The organism is Criibacterium bergeronii, assembly GCF_001693775.2.
In the GTDB taxonomy this organism is placed as follows: domain Bacteria; phylum Bacillota; class Clostridia; order Peptostreptococcales; family Filifactoraceae; genus Peptoanaerobacter; species Peptoanaerobacter bergeronii.
Genome location: NZ_MBEW02000027.1, coordinates 1 through 21,919, shown reverse-complemented (window position 1 = coordinate 21,919; position 21,919 = coordinate 1). Strand labels below are relative to the sequence as shown.

The 21,919-nt window shown below is 34.2% G+C and carries 20 protein-coding genes; 18 read left to right on the top strand and 2 right to left on the bottom strand.

All coding sequences use genetic code 11. From position 1 onward, the window contains the following. Nucleotides 1-512: 512 nt before the first annotated feature. The gene (locus BBG48_RS09295; protein WP_068912018.1) at nucleotides 513-947 is read right to left on the bottom strand and encodes a hypothetical protein; all 435 of its coding nucleotides are present in this window, start codon (nucleotides 945-947) and stop codon (nucleotides 513-515) included. A gap of 287 nt (nucleotides 948-1,234) precedes the next feature. On the opposite strand from BBG48_RS09295, the gene BBG48_RS09290 reads away from it, so the two are divergent. From BBG48_RS09290 to BBG48_RS09245, 10 genes are all read left to right on the top strand, one after another. Further along, the gene (locus BBG48_RS09290) at nucleotides 1,235-2,593 is read left to right on the top strand and encodes an SPFH domain-containing protein (RefSeq protein ID WP_068912020.1); all 1,359 of its coding nucleotides are present in this window, start codon (nucleotides 1,235-1,237) and stop codon (nucleotides 2,591-2,593) included. Between the two features lie 337 nt (nucleotides 2,594-2,930). Then, nucleotides 2,931-4,391, top strand: a complete 1,461-nt coding sequence (locus BBG48_RS09285; RefSeq protein WP_068912021.1) for an NHL repeat-containing protein — start codon at nucleotides 2,931-2,933, stop codon at nucleotides 4,389-4,391. 75 nt (nucleotides 4,392-4,466) lie between these two features. Beyond that, on the top strand, nucleotides 4,467-4,856 hold the full coding sequence (locus BBG48_RS09280; RefSeq protein ID WP_068912023.1) for a hypothetical protein: 390 nt from the start codon (nucleotides 4,467-4,469) through the stop codon (nucleotides 4,854-4,856). Between the two features lie 22 nt (nucleotides 4,857-4,878). After that, nucleotides 4,879-5,847: a DUF4428 domain-containing protein gene (locus BBG48_RS09275; protein WP_068912025.1), complete on the top strand. Its 969-nt coding sequence runs from the start codon at nucleotides 4,879-4,881 to the stop codon at nucleotides 5,845-5,847. A 307-nt stretch (nucleotides 5,848-6,154) separates the two neighbouring features. Beyond that, a complete protein-coding gene (locus BBG48_RS09270; protein ID WP_068912026.1) occupies nucleotides 6,155-7,246 on the top strand; it encodes a hypothetical protein in 1,092 nt (363 codons plus the stop codon). 14 nt (nucleotides 7,247-7,260) lie between these two features. Next, a complete protein-coding gene (locus tag BBG48_RS09265; protein ID WP_068912028.1) occupies nucleotides 7,261-8,031 on the top strand; it encodes a TPM domain-containing protein in 771 nt (256 codons plus the stop codon). Between the two features lie 131 nt (nucleotides 8,032-8,162). Next, the gene (locus BBG48_RS09260; protein ID WP_068912030.1) at nucleotides 8,163-8,900 is read left to right on the top strand and encodes a copper amine oxidase N-terminal domain-containing protein; all 738 of its coding nucleotides are present in this window, start codon (nucleotides 8,163-8,165) and stop codon (nucleotides 8,898-8,900) included. Between the two features lie 136 nt (nucleotides 8,901-9,036). Then, on the top strand, nucleotides 9,037-9,744 hold the full coding sequence (locus BBG48_RS09255) for an S-layer homology domain-containing protein (protein ID WP_068912031.1): 708 nt from the start codon (nucleotides 9,037-9,039) through the stop codon (nucleotides 9,742-9,744). A gap of 187 nt (nucleotides 9,745-9,931) precedes the next feature. Next, complete coding sequence (locus BBG48_RS09250; RefSeq protein ID WP_068912032.1) at nucleotides 9,932-11,500, top strand: copper amine oxidase N-terminal domain-containing protein; 1,569 nt, start codon at nucleotides 9,932-9,934, stop codon at nucleotides 11,498-11,500. Nucleotides 11,501-11,601: 101 nt separating this feature from the next. After that, nucleotides 11,602-12,249: a DNA-binding response regulator gene (locus BBG48_RS09245; RefSeq protein WP_068912034.1), complete on the top strand. Its 648-nt coding sequence runs from the start codon at nucleotides 11,602-11,604 to the stop codon at nucleotides 12,247-12,249. Between the two features lie 304 nt (nucleotides 12,250-12,553). Here BBG48_RS09245 and BBG48_RS09240 read toward each other — a convergent pair whose 3' ends face one another. Further along, on the bottom strand, nucleotides 12,554-13,108 hold the full coding sequence (locus BBG48_RS09240; RefSeq protein ID WP_116170964.1) for an IS3 family transposase: 555 nt from the start codon (nucleotides 13,106-13,108) through the stop codon (nucleotides 12,554-12,556). Nucleotides 13,109-13,513: 405 nt separating this feature from the next. Here BBG48_RS09240 and BBG48_RS09235 point away from each other — a divergent pair, with 405 nt between their 5' ends. From BBG48_RS09235 to BBG48_RS09200, 8 genes are all read left to right on the top strand, one after another. After that, nucleotides 13,514-14,350 (top strand): energy-coupling factor transporter ATPase, encoded by an 837-nt coding sequence (locus BBG48_RS09235; protein WP_068912036.1) that lies wholly within the window; start codon nucleotides 13,514-13,516, stop codon nucleotides 14,348-14,350. After that, complete coding sequence (locus tag BBG48_RS09230; protein WP_068912038.1) at nucleotides 14,335-15,198, top strand: energy-coupling factor transporter ATPase; 864 nt, start codon at nucleotides 14,335-14,337, stop codon at nucleotides 15,196-15,198. The genes BBG48_RS09235 and BBG48_RS09230 overlap by 16 nt, the downstream gene beginning before the upstream one ends. Next, nucleotides 15,188-16,018, top strand: a complete 831-nt coding sequence (locus BBG48_RS09225) for an energy-coupling factor transporter transmembrane component T family protein (RefSeq protein ID WP_068912040.1) — start codon at nucleotides 15,188-15,190, stop codon at nucleotides 16,016-16,018. Before BBG48_RS09230 ends, BBG48_RS09225 begins: the two co-directional genes overlap by 11 nt. Continuing rightward, entirely contained in the window at nucleotides 15,991-16,734 is a 744-nt protein-coding gene (gene truA / locus BBG48_RS09220; protein ID WP_068912042.1) for a tRNA pseudouridine(38-40) synthase TruA, read from the top strand. The genes BBG48_RS09225 and truA overlap by 28 nt, the downstream gene beginning before the upstream one ends. A gap of 29 nt (nucleotides 16,735-16,763) precedes the next feature. Further along, complete coding sequence (locus BBG48_RS09215) at nucleotides 16,764-17,621, top strand: MurR/RpiR family transcriptional regulator (RefSeq protein ID WP_068912043.1); 858 nt, start codon at nucleotides 16,764-16,766, stop codon at nucleotides 17,619-17,621. A gap of 12 nt (nucleotides 17,622-17,633) precedes the next feature. Further along, nucleotides 17,634-19,415: an ABC transporter ATP-binding protein gene (locus BBG48_RS09210; RefSeq protein ID WP_068912045.1), complete on the top strand. Its 1,782-nt coding sequence runs from the start codon at nucleotides 17,634-17,636 to the stop codon at nucleotides 19,413-19,415. Between the two features lie 166 nt (nucleotides 19,416-19,581). Beyond that, complete coding sequence (locus BBG48_RS09205) at nucleotides 19,582-20,499, top strand: DUF2156 domain-containing protein (RefSeq protein WP_243123034.1); 918 nt, start codon at nucleotides 19,582-19,584, stop codon at nucleotides 20,497-20,499. Nucleotides 20,500-20,605: 106 nt separating this feature from the next. Further along, on the top strand, nucleotides 20,606-21,748 hold the full coding sequence (locus tag BBG48_RS09200) for a GNAT family N-acetyltransferase (protein WP_068912047.1): 1,143 nt from the start codon (nucleotides 20,606-20,608) through the stop codon (nucleotides 21,746-21,748). Nucleotides 21,749-21,919 lie beyond the last annotated feature (171 nt).

Below are 21,919 nucleotides of genomic sequence, written 5' to 3'. Positions count from 1 at the left end.
CGGAACTGACAAAACTAATAGAAGCAGAAAAAGAAAAAGCTGAAAGTAAATAACAATAAAATAAATATAGGTTATAAAATAAAAATCTACTCATATCAATGTGAGTAGATTTTTTATTTTATATTAAACTCTCATACCTTGAGGCAACACGATAAATGAAGATATTTAACTTTGTAAAATATAATAGGAAGTGCAGTTGTATTTTTCTTTTGGAATTTTTGTTTTCTATACTCATAGCGTTAGCAATCCCGCAAGTTAAACACAACTGCAGATTTTAAAACATAGTGATTTTTCAAATAGATAATAGAATTACTATATATTTAGTATATTTATATTATTTTAAATCTAATTAAATTATTAACAAAGGCTCAATATGTTCAGCAAATTGCTTTACTTGTGTTTGCCTAAGGTAAAAAGCAACCCGAGATAAATATGTTGAGCTTTTTATTAGACAATAGTATTAAATGTTTATAATTAGTAAAACAATAAGTAGCTGACAAGTTAAAACTATGCTAACTAGCTAATTTAATAAATTCATCTTTAGCATCTTGATAATTTTTTGTTGTTCTAGCTAAATCATTTTGAAATTTTTGCAGTATTTCATTGGAGTAACCTAAACAAACTTTATTCATGTCGTACATACTAGTATCGAATGAGTTTTCTACTAGATTTCTCATGACGCGACACTCATCTGAAGCAAAATAATTAGTAAAATTTTTCTTTATACCACCTTTAAATTGTTCGGTACTACTAATCAATGTAGCATGAAATTTGCTCTTAGTTGCCTCATTGCTACTAGAAAAGTAATTTGCATATTCTTGTGTAGTTTTGCACTCAATTAGACATTCCATGCAATGAATATAAGCTTTATCGATTTCGATATTTTTCCCTAATAATAATTTATAATCATCAAAGTAAATTTTTTCTTCTTCAATATTTAAAGACATGATATTTTCTCCAAAAAGTTAATATGAGATGTTGGTAGTCCAAATTGACTATCAAGTAAAAATAAGATAATTAATATTTATTTATATAACAATATACTTCTGCTTATTGTCAAGCATATTAGTTGTTTTTATATATATATTTATCATAAAATATATGAGATGATACCAAAATTTTTCAAAAATATCATTAGTTTGGTGGACGAAAAAAATTTTAGATAATATTATAATTTGACTTAATCATACAATATTAAAAGATTGATATAAAATAAAAAGTAGGAGGGAAAACTATGGGACTAATAAAAGCAGCACTTGGTGCAGTAGAAGGAAACTTAGCTGACCAGTGGAAAGAGTTTTTTTACTGCGACTCCATAGATAAAGAAATCTTGGTGGTAAAAGGACAAAAACAAACATCCGGCAGGTCATCAAATACGAAAGGAAACGACAACATAATCACCAATGGCTCAGGCATAGCTGTAGCAGATGGGCAGTGTATGATAATAGTAGAAGATGGAAAAGTAGTTGAACTTTGTGCAGAGCCGGGGAATTTTACCTATGACATAAATGGTGAACCGTCAATATTTTCCGGTGATTTAGGCGATAGCATAATGGAAACCTTTAAAAACATAGGAAAAAGATTTACATACGGAGGTGACACAGGCAGAGACCAAAGAATATACTACTTCAACACAAAAGAAATATTAGATAACAAATTCGGCACTGCAAATCCAGTACCATTTAGAGTGGTGGACAAAAATATCGGCTTAGATGTTGACGTATCCATTAGATGTAATGGAGTATATTCATATAAAATAACAGACCCTATACTATTTTATACAAATGTATGCGGCAATATCACTAATTACTACGACAGAGAAGAAATAGACGGACAGTTAAAAACAGAATTTATAAGTGCCCTGCAACCGGCACTTGCAAAAATATCAGATATGGAAATAAGACCAAATGCAATACCATCACATACAGAGGATTTATCCAAAGCAATGAATGAAACACTCACTGCAAAATGGTCAAGCCTGCGTGGACTTTCCATAGTGTCGATAGCGTTAAATTCGGTTACCTTGCCGGAAGAAGACGCACAAATGATAAAAGAGGCACAAAGAGTAGCTATAATGAGAGACCCTACAATGGCAGCAGCTACACTAGTAGGAGCACAATCTCAGGCTATGAAAGATGCGGCAAACAATCCTAACGGAGCGATGATGGGCTTTATGGGAATGGGAATGGCAACGCAAGCAGGAGGCATGAACGCACAAAATCTATTTGCAATGGGACAACAGCAACAGCAAATGCAAAATAATCAGCAGGTAAATATGCAAAATCAAAATCAACAACAAAAAGCAAACCAAGCTCAGCAAGGCACAACATGGACTTGCTCTTGCGGAGCGACAGCTACAGGAAGATTTTGCCCTGAATGTGGAAGTCAAAGACCAAAGGAAAATGGCTGGACTTGCTCTTGTGGTACAGTTAATAAAGGCAAGTTTTGCCAAAATTGTGGCTCTGCCAAACCGGCAGGAGCACCACTATACAAATGTGATAAATGCGGCTGGGAACCTGAAGACCCACACAACCCACCAAAGTTTTGTCCTGAATGTGGTGACACATTTAATGATAATGACAAGATAGGATAAATGCAAATATTGTGCAAGGAGCAATAGTGAAAAACTAAGAACATGATGAAATCTCTAACAAATATATTTCGACAATTCTTGATTTTGTTGGATTTTGATAGATGTCAAAGGAGTAATACAAAAACCTAATTGAAAGTGCAGTTGTATTTTCCTTTTGCCACTTTTGTTAGCTACTCTCACAGCGTTAGCAATCCGGCTTGTAAAACACAACTGCATCTTTTCAAACATAGATTTTTTAAATAGATAATAGTATAAGAGTAAAATCAAAATCAGCATTAAAATTAAAAGTATTTTATATGTTCTAAGATATATTAAACTTTTATAGGAGATGGTAACGATGAAGTGTAAAAAGATATTAGCATTATTGGTAAGCGGTGCGTTGATGGTGAGCCTAGCAGCTTGCTCAGGAAAGACTGATGAAAAGACATCATCAACGGATAAAAGCAAGACTGAGGCAACTCAAGAAAAAGACAAAAAAGAAGTAAACGGAGAAATCACAAAATCAAAGCTATGGCAAGCCGCACTCCCAAAAGGTTGGACAGAAGATACCAAAAATGCGGACGAGCCTACCGATGACTACGATGCAAAAAAATATGTGGATTCATCAGGAAAAATGATTGCTTACATTTGTGTGAAAATAGACAAAGACCCGACATCATTTAGGAAAGAAATAGTGGATAACGGACATTCTTTAAAGGATTTTGCAGATGGCAAACTGGACAATATGACAAAGGTTGACGACAATGACGCAATCGTAATCAAAGCATCAGGAGAAGTAGAAGTGCTATCAAGAGATGCCAAGGCTAATGCTGATATAATCATAGATTTTACAGGCGATGACTACAGTGAAGAAATGAAAGGAGTAGTAGATTCTTTCTCTCTACTTACAGAAGATGTAGACCAAACAGATGCACCTTATCCATGGGATGGAGAAAAATTGAGCTTTTCAGACAAGACTGTAAAGGTTGGCAGTGTTGATTTAGCAGCTCACATGATGAATATTGACGAGTCTGTTACGACATACGAAACCTTTTTAGGCGGAGGAGTACAAGCTGGAGATTATATTTATTTGCTCAATAAGAACAATCTCTTAATTTATAAGAATGCTGAGCCATTAAAATTGGAAAAAACAGTTGATTTGGGAGACGATTACGAATTTATTTCAGTAGCAAACGATGGTAAAGTCTATGTGAGCGATTTTATGAAGTCAACCAAGATTTTTACAGGTACAGAGGAAACAGGCAAGCTGGAAACCAAAGATAATTTCATTATAAGTCCAAAAGGTACATGGGGACTAGAGTATTTTACAGATATAACTAAGATACAAAAAGTTGACCTAGGTGCAAATTCGTCACTGACTAAGACACCGATTACATTTGATATGATTGACGGAAAAGCATTTGAGTTAGTATCAAATGCGTGCTTGTCTGATGACAAAATATTTATTTGTGGCACTATAAGCTCTAACCATGTCGTAGGAGTATATGATGTAAACGGCAAACTGCTTGCAGCACTAAAAGGAGAAAACGCAGACTCCCTAGGCTCTATTACAGGAATGGTAGAGGGAAAAAGCTACTATCTAGGCTCTGACGGCAATATGAGGTCATTTGTTTTGTGGTCAAAGGACGGAGCATATATCGGTGAAGTAGAAGACGGAGATTTATTTGGCACAAGCTATCCTTGGATATGCAATATGGCTAAAGGAAATGACGGCAATATATATGCAGCATTGACACAAAAAAGAGAAGACGACTCCTCAAATGAGCTTATTCTATTTAAAATCACTGCAAACCTATAAGATATATTCATATTAGGATTTAGATAAAGTAATTAAAAATTCTAATCATATTAAACAAATTTTTGGAGGTGTATTATGCCAGGAAAAAATTTTATTAAGATACCAAGTATTATAATGATAATAGGTGGAGTATTGACACTAATTGTATCAGTTTTGGGCTTTTTAGGTATGGGTGCACTTGCAGCAGCGGGTGTAAATGTAGGTATGTATACAGTTGCAGTAGTGATAGCACTAATATCATCAGTGATAAATCTAGTGGCTGGCATATCCGGAGTAGCAAATTGTGAAAATGTAGAAAAAGCACAAAAGCTGTTTACTTATGGTATTATCATCATAGCTTTGACAGTGATATCAAACGTGATTGCAGTGATAGCAGGAGGAAAGTTTAATTTACTATCTGCACTTACCGGTTTCATACTGCCAGGACTATATGTGTATGGAGCTAATCTAAACAAAAACGCTTAAATTTATTTTGTAGGAGGGTAATATGGGATTTTTTGATAAGAAATATTGCGATATATGTGGTGAAAAAATCGGGATGTTAGGCAATAGAAAACTTGAAGATGGCAATATGTGCAAAAATTGTGCAAAAAAATTGTCTCCATTTTTTGACGATAGAAGACATTCTACAATTGAAGAAATAAAAGAACAGTTAGCATATAGAGAAGAAAATGAAAGACAACTAAATGATTTTCACCCTACTATGACATTTGGAGATGGTACAAAAGTTATGGTAGATATGAACGCCCAAAAGTTTATAATCACTGATGATACCGACTGGAGAGAGGCAAATCCTGATATAATAGATATAGGTAGAGTAGTGTACTGCGATGGAGAAGTAAAAGAGGACAGAAACGAAATGTACTTTACAGATGACAATAATGAGAGAAGGAGTTTCGTGCCACCAAGATATGAATACAAGTACAGCTTTATAGTTGATATTGAAGTAGACAGTCCATGGTTTAAAGAGATAAAAATAGATTTAACAGGATACAGAAAACCAGATAGCGTAAATACCCTAGACTATCAAAAATTGCAAACAGAAATGAATAATCTAGTAGCAGTGCTAAATCATCAGCAGATGCCAAATATGATGCAGGGCGGTTTCCAGCAGCAGGGTATGATGGGAACAATGCAAGGCGGTTTCCAACAGCAGGGTATGATGGGAACAATGCAAGGAGGTTTCCCACAACAAGGAATGATGGGAACAATGCAAGGAGGATTTCCACAACAAGGAATGATGAATGGAATGCAAGGAGGATTTCCACAACAAGGAATGATCAATGGAATGCAAGGAGGTTATCCTCAGCAAGGTGGATACCAAGGTCAGCCGATAAATCAAGGCGGTTTTGCTCAAGAACAAAATCAAGCGCAAAATGGGAGCTGGACTTGCCAAAAATGTGGTAGCGTAAATTCAAGCGGAAGTTTTTGTCAAAGTTGCGGCTCAAAAAGATAAAAATAATTATTTTTCTTAAAATTTATACTAATATTATTAACTTATTGAACAGTGGAAAAGTTTCTATATGTCTATCTAGCAGTGCGTTTGCTTTTTTACGCTCACATGGCTTTTAGATATACTCATATGGCTTTTAGATATATAGGAGGCTTTTCCAAAATTCAGGTGATGTTTAGTATAAATTTTAGTAGAAATATACAAAAGTAATGATACGTTTTGCAAAATGCAAATCAAGCTTGTTTTACTTTTGTATATTTTGCTACTATTTTGTAAATCTTCAATACAACTGTCAGAGGAGATGAGTAAATTGGCAGATATAAACGAATTTAAATGCCCAGCTTGCGGTGGTACGTTAGTCTTTGACAGCAAAAGTCAAAAGATGAAATGTGAATACTGCGGTACGGAGGTAGATGCAGAGGCTTTTAAGAGCTACGATGACGCCGGAAAAAATAAGCCGGCAGACGAAATGAAATGGGATACTACAGCAGGACAGCAGTGGGAAGAAAATGAGACAAAGGGCTTAAAAACATACACCTGCAAATCATGTGGAGGTGAAATAGTAGGTGATGATACAATGGGCTCTACAGCTTGTCCGTATTGTGGTAACTCAGTGGTTATGCCTAGCACATTTAGCGGTATGCTAAAGCCTGACCTAGTGATACCTTTTAAGCTGGATAAAAAAGCTGCCAAGGCAGCCTTGGAAAGACACTTATCAGGTAAAAAGCTGTTGCCGAAAATATTTAAAGACCAAAATCACATCGACAAGGTGATGGGAGTATATGTGCCATTTTGGCTGTTTGATGCAGATGTATATGCCGACATCACATACAAAGCGACACAAGTACGCAAGTGGAGTGACAGTAGCTATGAATATACAGACACCAGCTTTTTTACTCTAAGGAGAAGTGGCACTATAGGCTTTGACAATGTGCCGGTCGATGGCTCACAAAAGATGGAGGATGAGCTTATGGAGTCCATAGAGCCGTTTGATATAAAGGATGCAGTAGATTTTAAGACTGCATATCTAGCAGGCTATGTAGCGGATAAGTACGACATTGACGCAGAGGGTAGCATACTTAGAGCAAATGAGAGAGTAAAGCAGTCGGCAGAGGACTCTTTTTTGAAAACGGTTAAAGGATACACGACAGTATTCCCTGATTATTCAGGTATACAGCTCAAAAATGGAATAGCAAAATATGCTCTTTATCCGGTGTGGGTGTTAAACACCACATGGAATAACCAAAAATACACCTTTGCTATGAATGGACAGACGGGCAAGTTTGTCGGAGATTTACCGGTGGATAGCAGTGCAGCTATGCGTATGACAGCTATTAGCGGAGCGATTTTTTCAGTCATTGCTATGTTGATTTTGACGGCTTATTGGTTTTTATTTATGTAAAGGGAGGGCAAAACATGAAAAAGAAAATTACACTATTTTTATCTTCACTTATGCTTTGTCTATTCTTTATAACAGGCCGTTCATTTGCTCAAGGCTTGCTTAACGATGAGGCTAATCTACTAGATGACAGCGAAAAAACAGAGCTGTCAGCAAAATTAGAAGAAATATCTGACAGGCAGGGAGTAAATGTGGCAATAGTGACTATGGACAGCATAGACGAATGTACACCTGAGGAATTTGCCGATGATTATTATGATGAATATTGGCTTGGTCAAGACGGGATATTGTTACTTGTCAATATGGAATACAGTGAATGGTATATATCTACAGCAGGCTACGGCATTACTGCTATCACTGACGCAGGCAGAGGATACATTGCAGATGAGTTTGTGCCATATTTGAGTGACAGTGATTACATAACCGCATTCACAAAATATGCTCAGCTTTGCGATATGTTTATTACAGAGGCAAAAAACGGCAAGCCATTCGATACAGGACATATGCCTAAAAAACCATTCCCACTTTTTTTCATACCTATAGGACTTGTAGCGGGATTGGGCGGAGGATTTGCTAGAACACAAATGGCAAAGTCGGATTTAAAAACAGTCAGAAAACAAAAATCTGCTGCATCTTACGAAAGAGCAGGTAGTATGAACCTGATGAATTCGCAAGACATTTTCTTGTACCACACTGTTCAATCGGTGAGAAAGGAAAAAAATTCCGGTAGCGACACGCACACTTCTTCGTCAGGAGAAACTCACGGCGGAGGCGGAGGCAATTTTTAGGCTAAATTACTTTGAAAATTATAACATATATATTAAAAAGAAATTTATGCTACTACCTCATGCAAAAATTTTTATAATTAAAACTAATACTATATTTTCTTATGTAAGTTAGTATTAGGAAAGGAGATACCATGAAAAAAATATCCAAGGGGTTATTGTTGATATTAACACTTGTATTGACTATAGGACTTTTTTCTACAAGCTCTGATGCAATAGATATCATTTACAACGGAGCGAACTTATCGTCAGACCAGATGCCAGTTATAAGAAACTCACGCGTATTTGTGCCACTTCGTGTGATAGCGGAGGCTTGTGGTGCTAAGGTTAATTACAACGAAGCAATAAAACAAATATGGGTGTTTGATGATGAGTTAGAAATATTTTTGTATATAGGCGACAAAAATATGTGGGTAAATGATGATGACCATCCGGTAGTGTTAGACACCGCTCCATTTATATTAAACGGCAGGACTATGGTTCCGCTCAGAGCCTTGTCAGAGATGTTTGGTATGGACGTAGAATGGGATAATGCAAGCAAGACAGTAACACTTTATGACAACTTTGACGGATACTTGGGTGCATATATCAACAAAAACAATGCAGGAGAAGAGGTAATCGAAAGGTTAAAAATATTAGGTATAGTAGGCGAAAATGACGTGCTATATGTATTTGACGTGATGGAGGCTAAACAGCCTTATGGTGACGGATATGTGGCAGATGGATATACGCTCACTGTCAGAAAAGACAACCCAAAAAATCCTGATGTAGCAGAGCTGGTAGGACATTATTTTATAGCTAGTGGCGGTATGCTGATGATGGAATACGACGTAGCAACTGACACATATAAGGAGATATTCGCCGTCAATTAGAAATAGGTTAAACATATCTTCGATTTTAATATTGGAGAAACTTTTTTTAAAAGTAAATTAGTAAAAGATTGAAAGCTGCAAATGTGTTTAACTTAAAATTTTTGTTTTTGCTATTTTGTCTATGGAGGTGATGTATTTGAAAAAAATTGCAGTGACTATTTTAAGTGCTATGCTATTTTTAGCTATTTGTCCTATGACAAGCTCCTTGGCAGTGGGAGAAGATTTTACAGACCTACCTTTTTTAGACATAGGAAATGGCTCTTGGTATCTAGCAGATGTATATCAAGCCTACAAGGACGGCATAATGAATGGCAAATCGGACACAAAATTTGCCCCTGAGGACAATGTCACCCTAGCAGAAATAGCGGTGATAGCTGCCAAGGTAAATGCAAATCTGTCAGGTAACAATCCGGAAATGTCAGCTAGAAATGGCGAAAAGTGGTATATGACGTACGTCAAATATTGCTATGAAAAAGGGATATATCAAAATGAAGACATAGATAATGGCAATATGAAACTTGAGGACGCAGAAAACTGGCTAGGAGCGTACGGCAGATATGCAGAAAGGCACGAGGTGGCGGCTATGCTATCTAGGTGCGACCAAAGGCAAAATAAATTCATTCCAAATCCGAATGTACCACTGACAAACATATCAGACGTAGCAAACGGCAACTCAGCTCACGCTGATGAAATACTCACCCTCTATCGTATGGGTGTAGCAGTGGGCGATGATAATATGGACTTTCACCCTTATGACTACATCAAAAGAGCAGAAGTCGCAGCTATGGTAAATAGACTAATGCACGATGAAAACAAGATAGAACTACCAAAAGGCAACTTGTAAAGACAAAAATATTTAAAAGAAATAATCTTATGTTAGAGGTTTTATATTTGTAATACAAGTGCAATACTAAATAAAAAGTGCAAGGATTTATGACTTTTAATTTATTCTTGTCGGTAATTTGTATATTATTCTTATAGTGAATTAATTAAATTAGTGTTTAGGATTGCCAAAGTTAGGAGGATTATAAATGAGAAAAATTAAGATACTAGCAACCTTAGCTGTTGCTATGCTTATCTGCACCAACATATCCTATGGATATAGTGTATATGAAGAAAACAATCCGGACTATCCATACAATCAAATGCAAAGCATTACTCCCGAAGAGGCAATGAGAAGTAGAGAAGAAGAGCAAAGGCAGAGGGGAAATGATAAACAATCTGCTAATGACAAAGAGCAAAATAATTATCAAGCCGATAAGCAGCAGGGCGGATGCTACATCTATATAAACTATTTGTCTGAGAGTGGACATAAGATATTGGCTCAAAAGCTGATAGAAGGTAGCGAAGGGGAAAGCCTTAATTTGTCAGCTTACAAAGAAGATATAACTACTATGGAATTTGTAAGATATGAGCCGTCTCAAACTATGACCTTTGATAAAAATAGACGTGGAAATGCGAAACTAATCTATAAAAAGGCATATCGCAACAATTTACCTAGCGGTGGCAGCAACCAAGACGCAGCAAGTAGCTCAAGTCAAAAAACTAGGACAATAGATAAGCCATCGAGCACACAAAATAGTAATTACAACAATCAAGGACAAAATACGTCAAACAAAACAAAAAACGAAAACTATGACAAACAACCTCAAAATAGCAAAAGTGATGAAAACCAGCAAGGCTACGCAAACGACAACGATGATAATGGAAAGGAAGTAACCATAGTTACATTCCACATCGGTGAGGACAGAGTGTATATAGACAATGATGAAAAGTATATTGACCAAGCACCGTTTATATTACAAAATCGTACTATGGTACCAATGAGAGCGGCAGCAGAGGCACTAGGCATGACTGTAGAATATGACTCCAGCATCAAGCAGGCTAGATTTGTGGATAAAAGTGACAACAATCCGTACATTTTGAATATACAAAAAAGTGCATACTATGATGCGTCTACAGGCTACACACGCTACATGGTAAAAAACGGTAGAATATTTATATCTGTAGCTTATCTAGCAGACTTGCTTGGCTATACAAGACAAGAACCAGACAGCGGTAGAGATGTGAGCTGGTATGGCGAAGAAGGAGCAGTAGTAATAACAAGAGCTAAGTCTATGACATTAAAAAAAATGTATTCATCAAAAAAAATGCAGACCAATTGGTTTGAGACTGAGGATTATCCCAAAAATATTGATATGGCAATAGTAAAAACCTCCGACTTCGGAGTATATGAAACACTTTTTGCAGGTTGTGAAAATATGCCAAGTGTCGCTATCAAAATGCCCAGTGCAGATACAGAGTTTGTTTTGATACCTAGATATATCGGCGATGAGGTGAATGTATACAAGGTAGAGTTTGATGAGAATACAAGTAATCTCAAAAGAGAAAAGAGGCTTGCAAGCATGGTAGCAAAAGATGGTTGCTCAGCTATGGTATTGCAGGTAATGATTGGAGAAATTGTACCTACCTTTGAAATAGAGGTAAAATCAGGCGACAAGGTGAGCACTACAACAGTAGAGCTTAGTGGTGAAGATGGCTCTTATATAGTGCAGGATGATTTTGCAATAGGTTATTTTGGAGATAACAACACCATCTAAGTAGCTACAAATTTTATTTACAACGCATAAAAACTATAGATATATCTTTGTTTAAGGAGTATAATTGTAGTGAAAAATAAAAAAAGGAGTGATAGAGCTTTATGTATAATGTCTTGATAGTAGATGACGAAAGGAACATACAAAGTGCATATATACACGATATAAAAGAAAACCTAAGTGGTTATGAAGTACTTGGCACATTAAGCTCCGCTGAAGACGCCTTTGTGTTTTGTGATGTTAAAAAAGTCGATTTAATCTTGATGGATATAAATACAAAAGGTGATAAAAATGGTATAGAGGCAACGTTAAAGCTCAAGGAAAAATTTCCAAATACAAAGATAATCATCACTACATCGTATATAGATATAAGAATGTTTGCACTGGCAGAAAGTGCTGGAGCTGAGAGTTTTTGGCTAAAGGATTTTAGTAAAATATCTCTATCTGAGGTTATACAAAGGACTATGAACGGAGAGCATATTTATCCGGAAAAAATACCGGATATACAAATCGGAAATGCAAATTTATCAGAATTTACACCTACTGAGCTAAGAGTTTTATATTTGCTTTTGCAATATGTAAGCGTGAAAAAGATTGCAAGTCACATGAATGTGCAGGAATCCACTATAAAAAGCCATATCCTGCATATGTGTCAAAAGGTGGGTTGTGATAACAAAGCAGAACTTGCAATATGGGCAGTATCAGCTAAGGTGTATATTCCTAATAAGAACAGATATGATGAAAATTTGTAGACAAAAATAAATAATACTAAAATCTGATTTAAAATGCAGTTGTATTTTTCTCGGTGCACTTTTGCTTTTTTACGCTCGCAGCGTTAGCAATCCCACTCGTAAAACACAACTGCATTTTTTCAGGTTCTATAATATCTGTTGTGGGGGGTAGACCTCAGCAGATATTTTTTTGCAAAAAAAAATTGCACTTATACACGAAATGTCCTAAAATGTTAATCACCATAATAAACAGAAAGGGTTGGCTGCGTAGCAGTCAATACTTTGGACACATTTTTGGAATATTTTTTCTAATAAATATAAAAAATTACACACTCATTTCTTGATATTTTTTCTCGTACTCATTTGGAGTTAAGTAACCAAGTGAACCGTGAGGTCTTTTATTGTTGTACCTTTGGATGTATTCGAAACAAGAAAAATATAACTCTTTTATGTTCTTATAAGTTCTGCTTTCTATTTCTTCTGATTTCATTTGCTTAAAGAAACTCTCCAAACAGGCATTGTCATAAGGATAGCCTTTTTTAGACAAAGACCGGCAAACTCCATAGCTTTCTAACAGATTTCTAAAGGATGTTGAGTTGTACTTATAGCCTCTGTCAGAATGAAACATTAACGATTTTGGATATTTTCTTTTTTCGTATGCTTTTTCAAATGCTGTTTTTACAAGATCTACATCGTGTTTTGAAGATAAATTCCAGCCAATTATCTTTCTTGAAAACAAGTCCATAACAACACACAAATAATACCAATGACTGTTTACTTTTACGTAAGTAAAATCACTTGCCCATATTTTGTTAGGAGCATCTTGGTTAAATTGCTGTTTTAGATGGTTTTTGCAGACTTTATTTTCATTGGTGCAAATCTACAATAGTTTTTTTAAAATCTTAGTCATATCTTATTCCTTTGTTTGGCATAAAACCTCCTTGTTTTTGTGTTTATTTTTATGATACATCTTGTCTTATTATTTGTCTACTTTTATAGTGTAGCACCATTATCCAATGTAAAGCTAAAAGGTGGCAATATAAATAAGAAAATTGTTTCAAATAGCCTTAAAAAGCAATATGTTGAAAAAAGCTTTAAATATAATATTTTAAATTTTCTGATAACTTATATCAAAAATTTGCATTAAATATTTCGTTTTATTATCTAAATGTTGAAAATTTTGCATAATTATGGTATCATTAGCAAGTAATTTTGACGAAATAACGATTGTAAATTGCAAATTAAAACGGATTACAATTTTTAATAGATTATTGATGGAGACTAGATGTCACAGTTTATAGAAATAAAAAATTTGATATATGAGTATAAGGATTTAGACGCAGTCAACAGAGCCATAGACGACATAACCTTATCATTTCCTAAGGGTAAATTTATTGCAGTGTTAGGGCATAACGGCTCAGGTAAATCTACATTAGCAAAAAATTTAAATGCAATTTTAAAACCAACCTCAGGTACAGTTATCATTGACGGATATGACGCTAGCAAGGCGGAGGATACTTATAAAATTAGAAAAAAATGTGGTATGGTATTTCAAAATCCTGACAACCAAATTGTTGCCACAATTGTAGAGGACGACGTAGCTTTTGGAGCGGAAAATCTTGGTATTAAGTCCTCAGAAATAAGAAAAAGGGTCGATGAGGCTCTTGAAACTGTAAAGATTACTGAGTTTAAGCACAAAGCTCCACATTTATTATCCGGAGGGCAAAAGCAAAAGGTTGCAATAGCAGGAATATTGGCAATGCACCCTGATTGCATCATACTTGATGAGTCCACTGCCATGCTTGACCCAAAGGGCAGACAGGATTTAATGAATACAGTTAAATTTTTAAATAAAAATGAAAATATTACTGTTATTCACATAACCCATTATATGGAAGAGACAGTTGATGCAGATTATATCTATATAATGGATAGTGGTAAGATTGCAATGCAAGGCACACCAAAAGAAATTTTCAGTCAGGTTGACAAGATAAAGTCACTTGGTCTTGATGTGCCTCCTATGACATACCTTTCATATCTTTTGAATAAAGAGGGTATAAAAATCGATAAAAGTATATTAACAATACAAGAAATGAAGGATGCTTTATGTCAATTGTTGTAAGCAATTTAAATTTTATATATTCTCCAAACACTCCGTTTGAGACAGTAGCATTAAAAAATGTGAGCTTTGAAATAAAAACAGGAGAGTTTGTAGCTTTAATAGGTCATACAGGCAGTGGTAAATCCACATTAATACAGCAGCTTAATGGCTTGATTAAGCCGACAAGTGGAAGTATAGTAATAAATGGAGTGGATATAACAAAACAAAATGCAAAGCTTACAGAGGTAAGAAGAAAAGTAGGTCTTGTTTTTCAATATCCTGAATACCAATTATTTGATGAAACAGTCCAAAAAGATATCGCCTTTGGTCCAAAAAATATGGGACTTAGCGATGAAGAAATAAATAAAAGAGTAAAAACCTCAATGGATTTAGTTGGAATGTCTTTTGAAAAGTACAAGGACAAATCACCATTTGAGCTTTCCGGAGGTCAAAAAAGAAGAGTAGCTATTGCGGGAGTGCTTGCGATGTCACCGGAGGTGCTTATTTTAGATGAGCCTGCCGCAGGTCTTGATCCAAAAGCAAAAAATGAAATCCTAGGTAACATTAAAAAAATCCACGCAAAAACAAATAATACAATAATTTTGGTATCCCATTCCATGAGTGATGTGTCAGAAATTGCAGACAGATTGTTGGTAATGAACAAAGGGCAGATAGAATATTTTGACACTCCGGTAAATGTATTTAAAAATGAGGAGCGTCTAAAAGAAATTGGACTGGACGTGCCGGATGCTATCAAGTTAAAAAACATATTAAATAAATGCGGTTACAGTATATCTGATGAGGTGCTCAGAATTGAACAGATAAAATCAGAAATAATTAAAAATATCGGAGGAAAAGTTGCTAAGTAATATAAGTATAGGGCAGTATTATCCCACCGGTTCAATCATTCACAAGCTAGACCCAAGGGTTAAAATATTTTTTACCTTTGTTTTTATGATAAGCGTATTTTTGATAGATAGATATTTTGCATATTTAATTGCAGGGATATTTCTTTTAACTTTAATAAAAATGAGCAAAGTGCCACTTGGCTTTGTATTAAAAGGAATAAAGGGAATACTATATCTTATAATATTTACCTTTGTGATAAATATTATTTTCACTCAAGGAGATACAGTGCTTTTTAAGTACGGCTTGTTGACCATTACTAAAGAGGGTTTGGATTTTGCAGTATTTATGGCATTGAGATTATTTTTCTTAATGGTTGGAACATCGCTACTTACCCTTACAACAAGTCCGATTGAGCTTACCGATGCTTTAGAAAAAATATTTTCTCCACTTGCAAGATTTGGGTTTCCGGCTCAAGAGCTTGCAATGATGATTACAATTGCACTTAGATTTATTCCTACGCTTTTAGACGAGACTGACAAAATCATGAAGGCTCAGATGGCTAGAGGTGCAGATTTTGAAAGTAAAAATGTCATAAGCAGAGCAAAAAGCATGATACCAATACTAGTGCCATTATTTGTAAGTGCATTTCGTAGAGCAGATGAGCTTGCAATGGCTATGGAGGCAAGATGCTATGGCTCAGATATAAAAAGAACCAAAATGAAACAAATTTCATACAAGCAAAGAGATTTTAATGCTTACTTTTTATTAGTAGCGTTTTTTGTGCTTATGATTGTCACAGGAAGAAATGATTTATGGACAAAAATTACAAGCTTGATATAACTTATGACGGCACTAATTATCACGGCTGGCAGGAGCAAAAAAGTAACGAATTGACCATTCAAAATGTAATGCAAAAGGCAGTCTACGCTGCTACACAAAAAAAAGTGATATTAACTGCATCAGGCAGGACTGACGCCGGAGTACACGCTCTTTGCCAAGTAGCAAGTATGCAGCTAGATACTGGCATACCAGCAGACAAACTTCATTATGCAATAAATGCGTATTTACCGGAGGATATAAGAGTATTAAAGGCGGAAATTGTCAAAGACGATTTTAACGCAAGATTTTCTTCAAAAAGAAAGACTTATATTTATAATATTTACAACAGCAGGATTTTAAATCCCTTTTATAATAAATATGCCTTGCAGGTTGGAGCAGAGCTTGATATTGAGCTTATGCAAAAAAATGCATCACTATTAATAGGTGAGCATGATTTCACTTCATTTTATAAAACTGTTCAAGGCATAGAAAAAAATCCGGTAAGAACTATTTATAATTCCAAGTTTATTAAAAATCATGACCTTATAACTTATGAAATTACAGGAAATGGATTTTTATATAATATGGTTAGGATTATTGTAGGTACTTTAGTCAAAATAGGGATTGGACAAGAGGAAAAAGATATAATTTCTATTATGAATTTAAAAAATAGAATTTATGCAGGACCTACAGCTAAACCGCATGGTTTGTTTTTAAAAAATGTCAAATATGATTAGAATAACATTAATTAGTGAGAAGGTAAATTATGAATAACTCAGCAGATGTTTTTCTGCAGATAAGAAGAAAATATGACAAATTTAGCAAAGGTCATAAAAAAATTGCAGATTTTATTTTAAAAAACTTTGATACCTCAGTTTTTTTAACAGCGTCAAATTTAGGCAAAGAGGCACACGTCAGTGAGTCTACAGTAGTAAGATTTTCTTATGCTCTAGGCTATGATGGATATCCAAGCTTGCAAAAGGACTTGCAGGAAATGGTAAAAAAACAGCTTACAATTACCCAAAGGTCAAAATTAAACCTATACAACAACGGCGAAAATAAAATCCTTGAAAGCGTAATGAAAAAGGATATGGAAAATATCAAGCAGAGCCTATCTCAAATAGACATAAATGATTTTGACAGCATAATAGAGAAAATACTAAGCTGCAAGGGCACGATTTACATAGTAGGTCTTAGAACGTCAACCTCCCTTAGCGAATATTTTGCATATTATTTAGGGCTTATGATTGAAAATGTGAAACTGATTAAGTACACATATACAGATGTATTTGAACAAATCGTAGATATAAATAGTGATGATATGCTAATCGGTATTAGTTTCCCAAGATATACTACAAAGACCTATGATTTGATGAATTATGCTAAAAGCAAGAATGCAAATTTAATAGCAATTACCGATGCTAAGTCATCTCCTATATGTGAATTTGCCGATTATTCATTAATTGCTGTAAACAGTATGTCGTCTATAGTAGACTCACTTGTAGCACCACTTAGCCTAATTAATGCAATAATAGTTTCAATAAGCAATAAGAAAAAAGAGGAAGTAAAATCTAGGTTCGATGCTATTGAGGATATTTGGAGGAGTCAAGGCGTATTTAAGTAGAAGGAAAGATTTATGGAAGAAACAATTACAAAAAGAAGGCATAGCACTTATTATTTAATAAAAAGATTTGCCCCATATTTTGTAAAATACAAATGGATAGTTTTTTTAGATTTATTTTGTGCAGCATTTTCGACAATGTGCGACCTAGTTTTGCCACTCCTTTTGAGAAAGCTTACAAGTACAGCACAAAATGATATAGCCAACCTTACACTTGATTTGATAATTAAGCTTGGAATTATATATTTAGTTGTGAGAATATTGGATACAGTTGCAAACTATTTTATGGCAAATATAGGGCACGTAATCGGGGCAAAGATTGAAACCGATATGAGATATGACGTATTTTCCCACATACAGCAGCTACCTTATTCATATTACAATACTCATAAGACAGGTCAGATACTTGCGAGCATTACTACGGATTTATTTGATGTGACAGAATTTGCTCATCACTGTCCCGAGGAATTTTTTATAGGTTTTATAAAAGTATTAATTTCATTTTTGATTTTAATTCGAATAAATGTACCACTTACATTGGCAATTTTTATGGTATTACCTATAATGGTTATATCTATTTCTAAATATAATATATTTATGAGGCATACTCAAAAACAGCAAAGATTTCAAACCGGTGAGCTAAACTCAGGTATTGAAAATAATATTTTGGGGGCAAAGGTTGTAAAGTCATTTGCCAACGAAGAATTAGAAATCGAAAAATTTCATAAAGAAAATCTAAGATTTTTAGGCATAAAAAAGAGCTTTTATAAATATTTAGCTGCATTTCATACTGTATCAAGACTTTTTGACGGCTTGATGTATATAATAGTAATAGTTTTTGGAGGCATTTTGCTACTAAAAGGGCAAATTACTCCATCAGATATGTTTATTTACACCTTATATGTAAATATGCTGCTTGCTACAGTAAAAAGAATTGTGGATTTTATGGAGCAGTTCCAAAAGGGTATGTCAGGTATAGAGCGATTTACAGAAATAATGTCTACCAAAAATGACATAATAGACAAAGAAAATGCAATAGAGCTTAAAGACGTCAAAGGAGATATTGCCTTTGATGATGTGCATTTTTCTTATGATGACAGCGAAGATTATGTATTAGATGGCTTGAATTTTAATATAAAAAGTGGGCAAAAGGTAGCCTTTGTGGGCACGTCAGGAGTAGGCAAGACTACTATTTCCAATCTGATACCAAGATTTTATGACGTGAATTCAGGTAGAATTACTATAGATGACATTGATATAAAGGATATCAAGCAAAAAAGCCTGCGTGACAATATAGGCATAGTTCAGCAGGAGGTGTATTTATTTTCGGGTACAGTCAGAGAAAATATTGCATACGGCAAAAAAGATGCGACTATAGAGGAAATTGAAGAGGCGTCAAAATTAGCCGGAGCATATGATTTTATTATGGAGCTACCTGACGGATTTGATACCTATATAGGAGAAAGAGGAGCAAAGCTTTCAGGAGGACAAAAGCAGAGGGTTAGCATAGCAAGGGTGTTTTTGAAAAATCCGCCTATACTAATTTTAGACGAGGCAACCTCTGCCTTAGACAACACAAGTGAGGCTATAGTACAACAATCGCTGGAGTCATTGGCAAAGGGTAGGACAACTATCACTATTGCCCATAGACTCTCTACTATAAAAGACTCAGATGTGATTTATGTTTTGACAACAAACGGTATTGCAGAGTATGGTACGCATGAAGAGCTACTAAAGAAAAAGGGCGTGTACTACGATTTTTATTATAAAAATGTTTCAGTAGACGACATTGGATAAAAATATATAAAAAGGTCTGATAATTGGCTTTAAAGTTCAACTATTAGACCTTTAATTTATAGCGGTTTAGTATAAATTAAACGCTTAAAAAGTGTAATATCTGTAAATTTTGGGTATTATATGAGAGAAATTTTATAATAAATTACAAATAATTGGGGGTTTTATCTTGTCTTGTGATGCAATGTGTACTGCTCATGTTATAGACCTTAGTCAAAAGGACTTGATTAAAGGATATATGGACTTGGTTGATTATAAAGCTTGTGAGTACAGCTTTATGACATTATATATGTGGCAGCATTTATATAACACTAAAGTAATGGAAAATGACGATACAATGTATATATATGGTATAGATAATAAGAGTTATTTTTCTCTTGTACCAATTTCAAAGAAAAAAAGATGGGAAAGAGATTTAAAAGAGCTAAAAAAAATTTTTATAAATTGTTTTAATACGGATAAAATAATCATGAGAGCTGTACCCAAGGAATATGCTGAGTTTATAGAGCAGGATTATCCGTCAAGATTTGAAATCTATAAAGACAGAGATGTTTTTGATTATATGTATGATGCGGAAAAACTTCGTACGCTTTCAGGCAGAAAGCTCCATTCAAAAAAAAATCATTTCAATTCCTTTATTAAGCAATATCAAGGAAGATATGAATACAAAAGGCTGACAAATAGAGAGCAATTTGATGAGGCTTTAGAAATGCTCAGAAGATGGGCAGTGGAAAAGACTGTAGACGATACAATACTAATCGAAAGACAAGCGATTGAAAAAATATTTTCACATTATGAAATGCACAAGGATACTAAAGTGGGCGGTATCTACATAGATGGCAGACTGGAGGCTTTTACTTTTGGAGATATGCTAAAGGCTGATACAGTTTGCATCCATATAGAAAAGGCAAACCCTGACATAAGAGGACTTTATCCTGCTATAAACAAGATATTCTTATGTGAAGAATTTCCAAACGTTGCCTATGTAAATCGTGAGGACGACCTAGGCTTGGAAAATCTTAGAAAAGCCAAGGAGTCCTATTATCCAATAGAATTAGTTGAAAAATATACACTTATAGAAAAATAAATTAAATATAAATTCGTGATATAATATTCGTTTGTATCAGATACGCTAAATGTATTTTAATGAAGATTAAAATACATTTTTTGTAAGTAAAAAATTGGAGTAAATTATGAGTATTGAATTTGCTAATCAAAAAGATAAATTGCAGGTTATAGATTTATGGCATTACTGTTTTGATGATGATGAAAGCTTTGTAAAATACTATTTTGAAGAAAGATATGCTTTAGATTATAATTTAGTGAGCAAAGACAATGGTGAAGTGGTTAGCTCATTGATGCTTAATCCTTATAAACTGAGCGTAAACAATACAGTTACAGACGCATCATATATAGTGGGAGTATCTACACTTGCCAATAGGAGAGGTGAGGGCAGGGTAACTGAGCTTATTAGATATGCCTTAAAGCATGAAATAAACTTGGGCAGAGTATTTAGCTTACTAATGGCTATAGACAGCAAAATATACACTAGGTATGGCTTTACAAATATATTTGATATGTTTTCAGTTGCACTGCCATTTGATAGAATAGACGTAAAATCTCCAAAAAATGTTAGAATAATAAGAGCGAAAATAGAAAATTTTGAAGAGTTGGCAGATTTTTATAACAGTGTAATGTCAGATAAATTTAGCTATATAAAAAGGGATAAAAAATATTTTACTCAGAGAAATAAAGAGCTTGAGCTGGACAATTTAGCTATTTACTTGGCGTATATAGAGGACAGACTAGAGGGTTATATGATTTTTTCTCCTAGATTTGGAAATGGTAAAAATGTCTTTGTAAAAGAAATATATGGAAATAGTGCTGAAGTTTATGATGCGTTTTTCGCAATGATAAAATTACACTACACACAGACAAATTCAGTAGTATTGCACGATATGTCTAATGGCTTTTTAAAAAACTATTTAGTCTCAGATAATAAAGTAAGCTACAAGCTAGAGCCATTTATGATGGTAAGAATACTGGACGTGCAAAAAGCGATTGAAATTCTTGATATTGATGAAGATGTAACTATAGAAATAAAAGACAGTATCATTGAAGAAAATAATAAAACTTTTTCACTCAGCAAGAAATCTCTAAATAATGAAAATGCAGATATGACATTGGATATTTCAGATTTCACACTGTTATATTTTGGGCAAATAGAGATAAAAGACTTGCTCAAGCTAAGAAATATAAATATTAATAAAAATAAGTTAAAAGTTTTAGAAAAAATCTTCCAAAGAAAAGAAAATTTTTTCAATGACTATGTATAAAAACTAAAAAAGTGATGAATCAGTATAATATAACTAATTCATCACTTTTTGCATTTTTGATTTTTTAAATAGATAATGGTCTTAAATATAATGTATATACTTCTAAAATATATACATTATTATACAGGTGCACAAGAAAAAGAAAGATACAAGCGTATAATATTTCTGACC

Coding starts and splice junctions, on each gene's coding strand:
- BBG48_RS09295 (WP_068912018.1), bottom strand. CDS start 947: ATGTCTTTAAATATTGAAGAAGAAAAAATTTACTTTGATGATTATAAA.
- BBG48_RS09290 (WP_068912020.1), top strand. CDS start 1,235: ATGGGACTAATAAAAGCAGCACTTGGTGCAGTAGAAGGAAACTTAGCT.
- BBG48_RS09285 (WP_068912021.1), top strand. CDS start 2,931: ATGAAGTGTAAAAAGATATTAGCATTATTGGTAAGCGGTGCGTTGATG.
- BBG48_RS09280 (WP_068912023.1), top strand. CDS start 4,467: ATGCCAGGAAAAAATTTTATTAAGATACCAAGTATTATAATGATAATA.
- BBG48_RS09275 (WP_068912025.1), top strand. CDS start 4,879: ATGGGATTTTTTGATAAGAAATATTGCGATATATGTGGTGAAAAAATC.
- BBG48_RS09265 (WP_068912028.1), top strand. CDS start 7,261: ATGAAAAAGAAAATTACACTATTTTTATCTTCACTTATGCTTTGTCTA.
- BBG48_RS09260 (WP_068912030.1), top strand. CDS start 8,163: ATGAAAAAAATATCCAAGGGGTTATTGTTGATATTAACACTTGTATTG.
- BBG48_RS09250 (WP_068912032.1), top strand. CDS start 9,932: ATGAGAAAAATTAAGATACTAGCAACCTTAGCTGTTGCTATGCTTATC.
- BBG48_RS09245 (WP_068912034.1), top strand. CDS start 11,602: ATGTATAATGTCTTGATAGTAGATGACGAAAGGAACATACAAAGTGCA.
- BBG48_RS09235 (WP_068912036.1), top strand. CDS start 13,514: ATGTCACAGTTTATAGAAATAAAAAATTTGATATATGAGTATAAGGAT.
- BBG48_RS09230 (WP_068912038.1), top strand. CDS start 14,335: ATGTCAATTGTTGTAAGCAATTTAAATTTTATATATTCTCCAAACACT.
- truA (WP_068912042.1), top strand. CDS start 15,991: ATGGACAAAAATTACAAGCTTGATATAACTTATGACGGCACTAATTAT.
- BBG48_RS09215 (WP_068912043.1), top strand. CDS start 16,764: ATGAATAACTCAGCAGATGTTTTTCTGCAGATAAGAAGAAAATATGAC.
- BBG48_RS09210 (WP_068912045.1), top strand. CDS start 17,634: ATGGAAGAAACAATTACAAAAAGAAGGCATAGCACTTATTATTTAATA.
- BBG48_RS09200 (WP_068912047.1), top strand. CDS start 20,606: ATGAGTATTGAATTTGCTAATCAAAAAGATAAATTGCAGGTTATAGAT.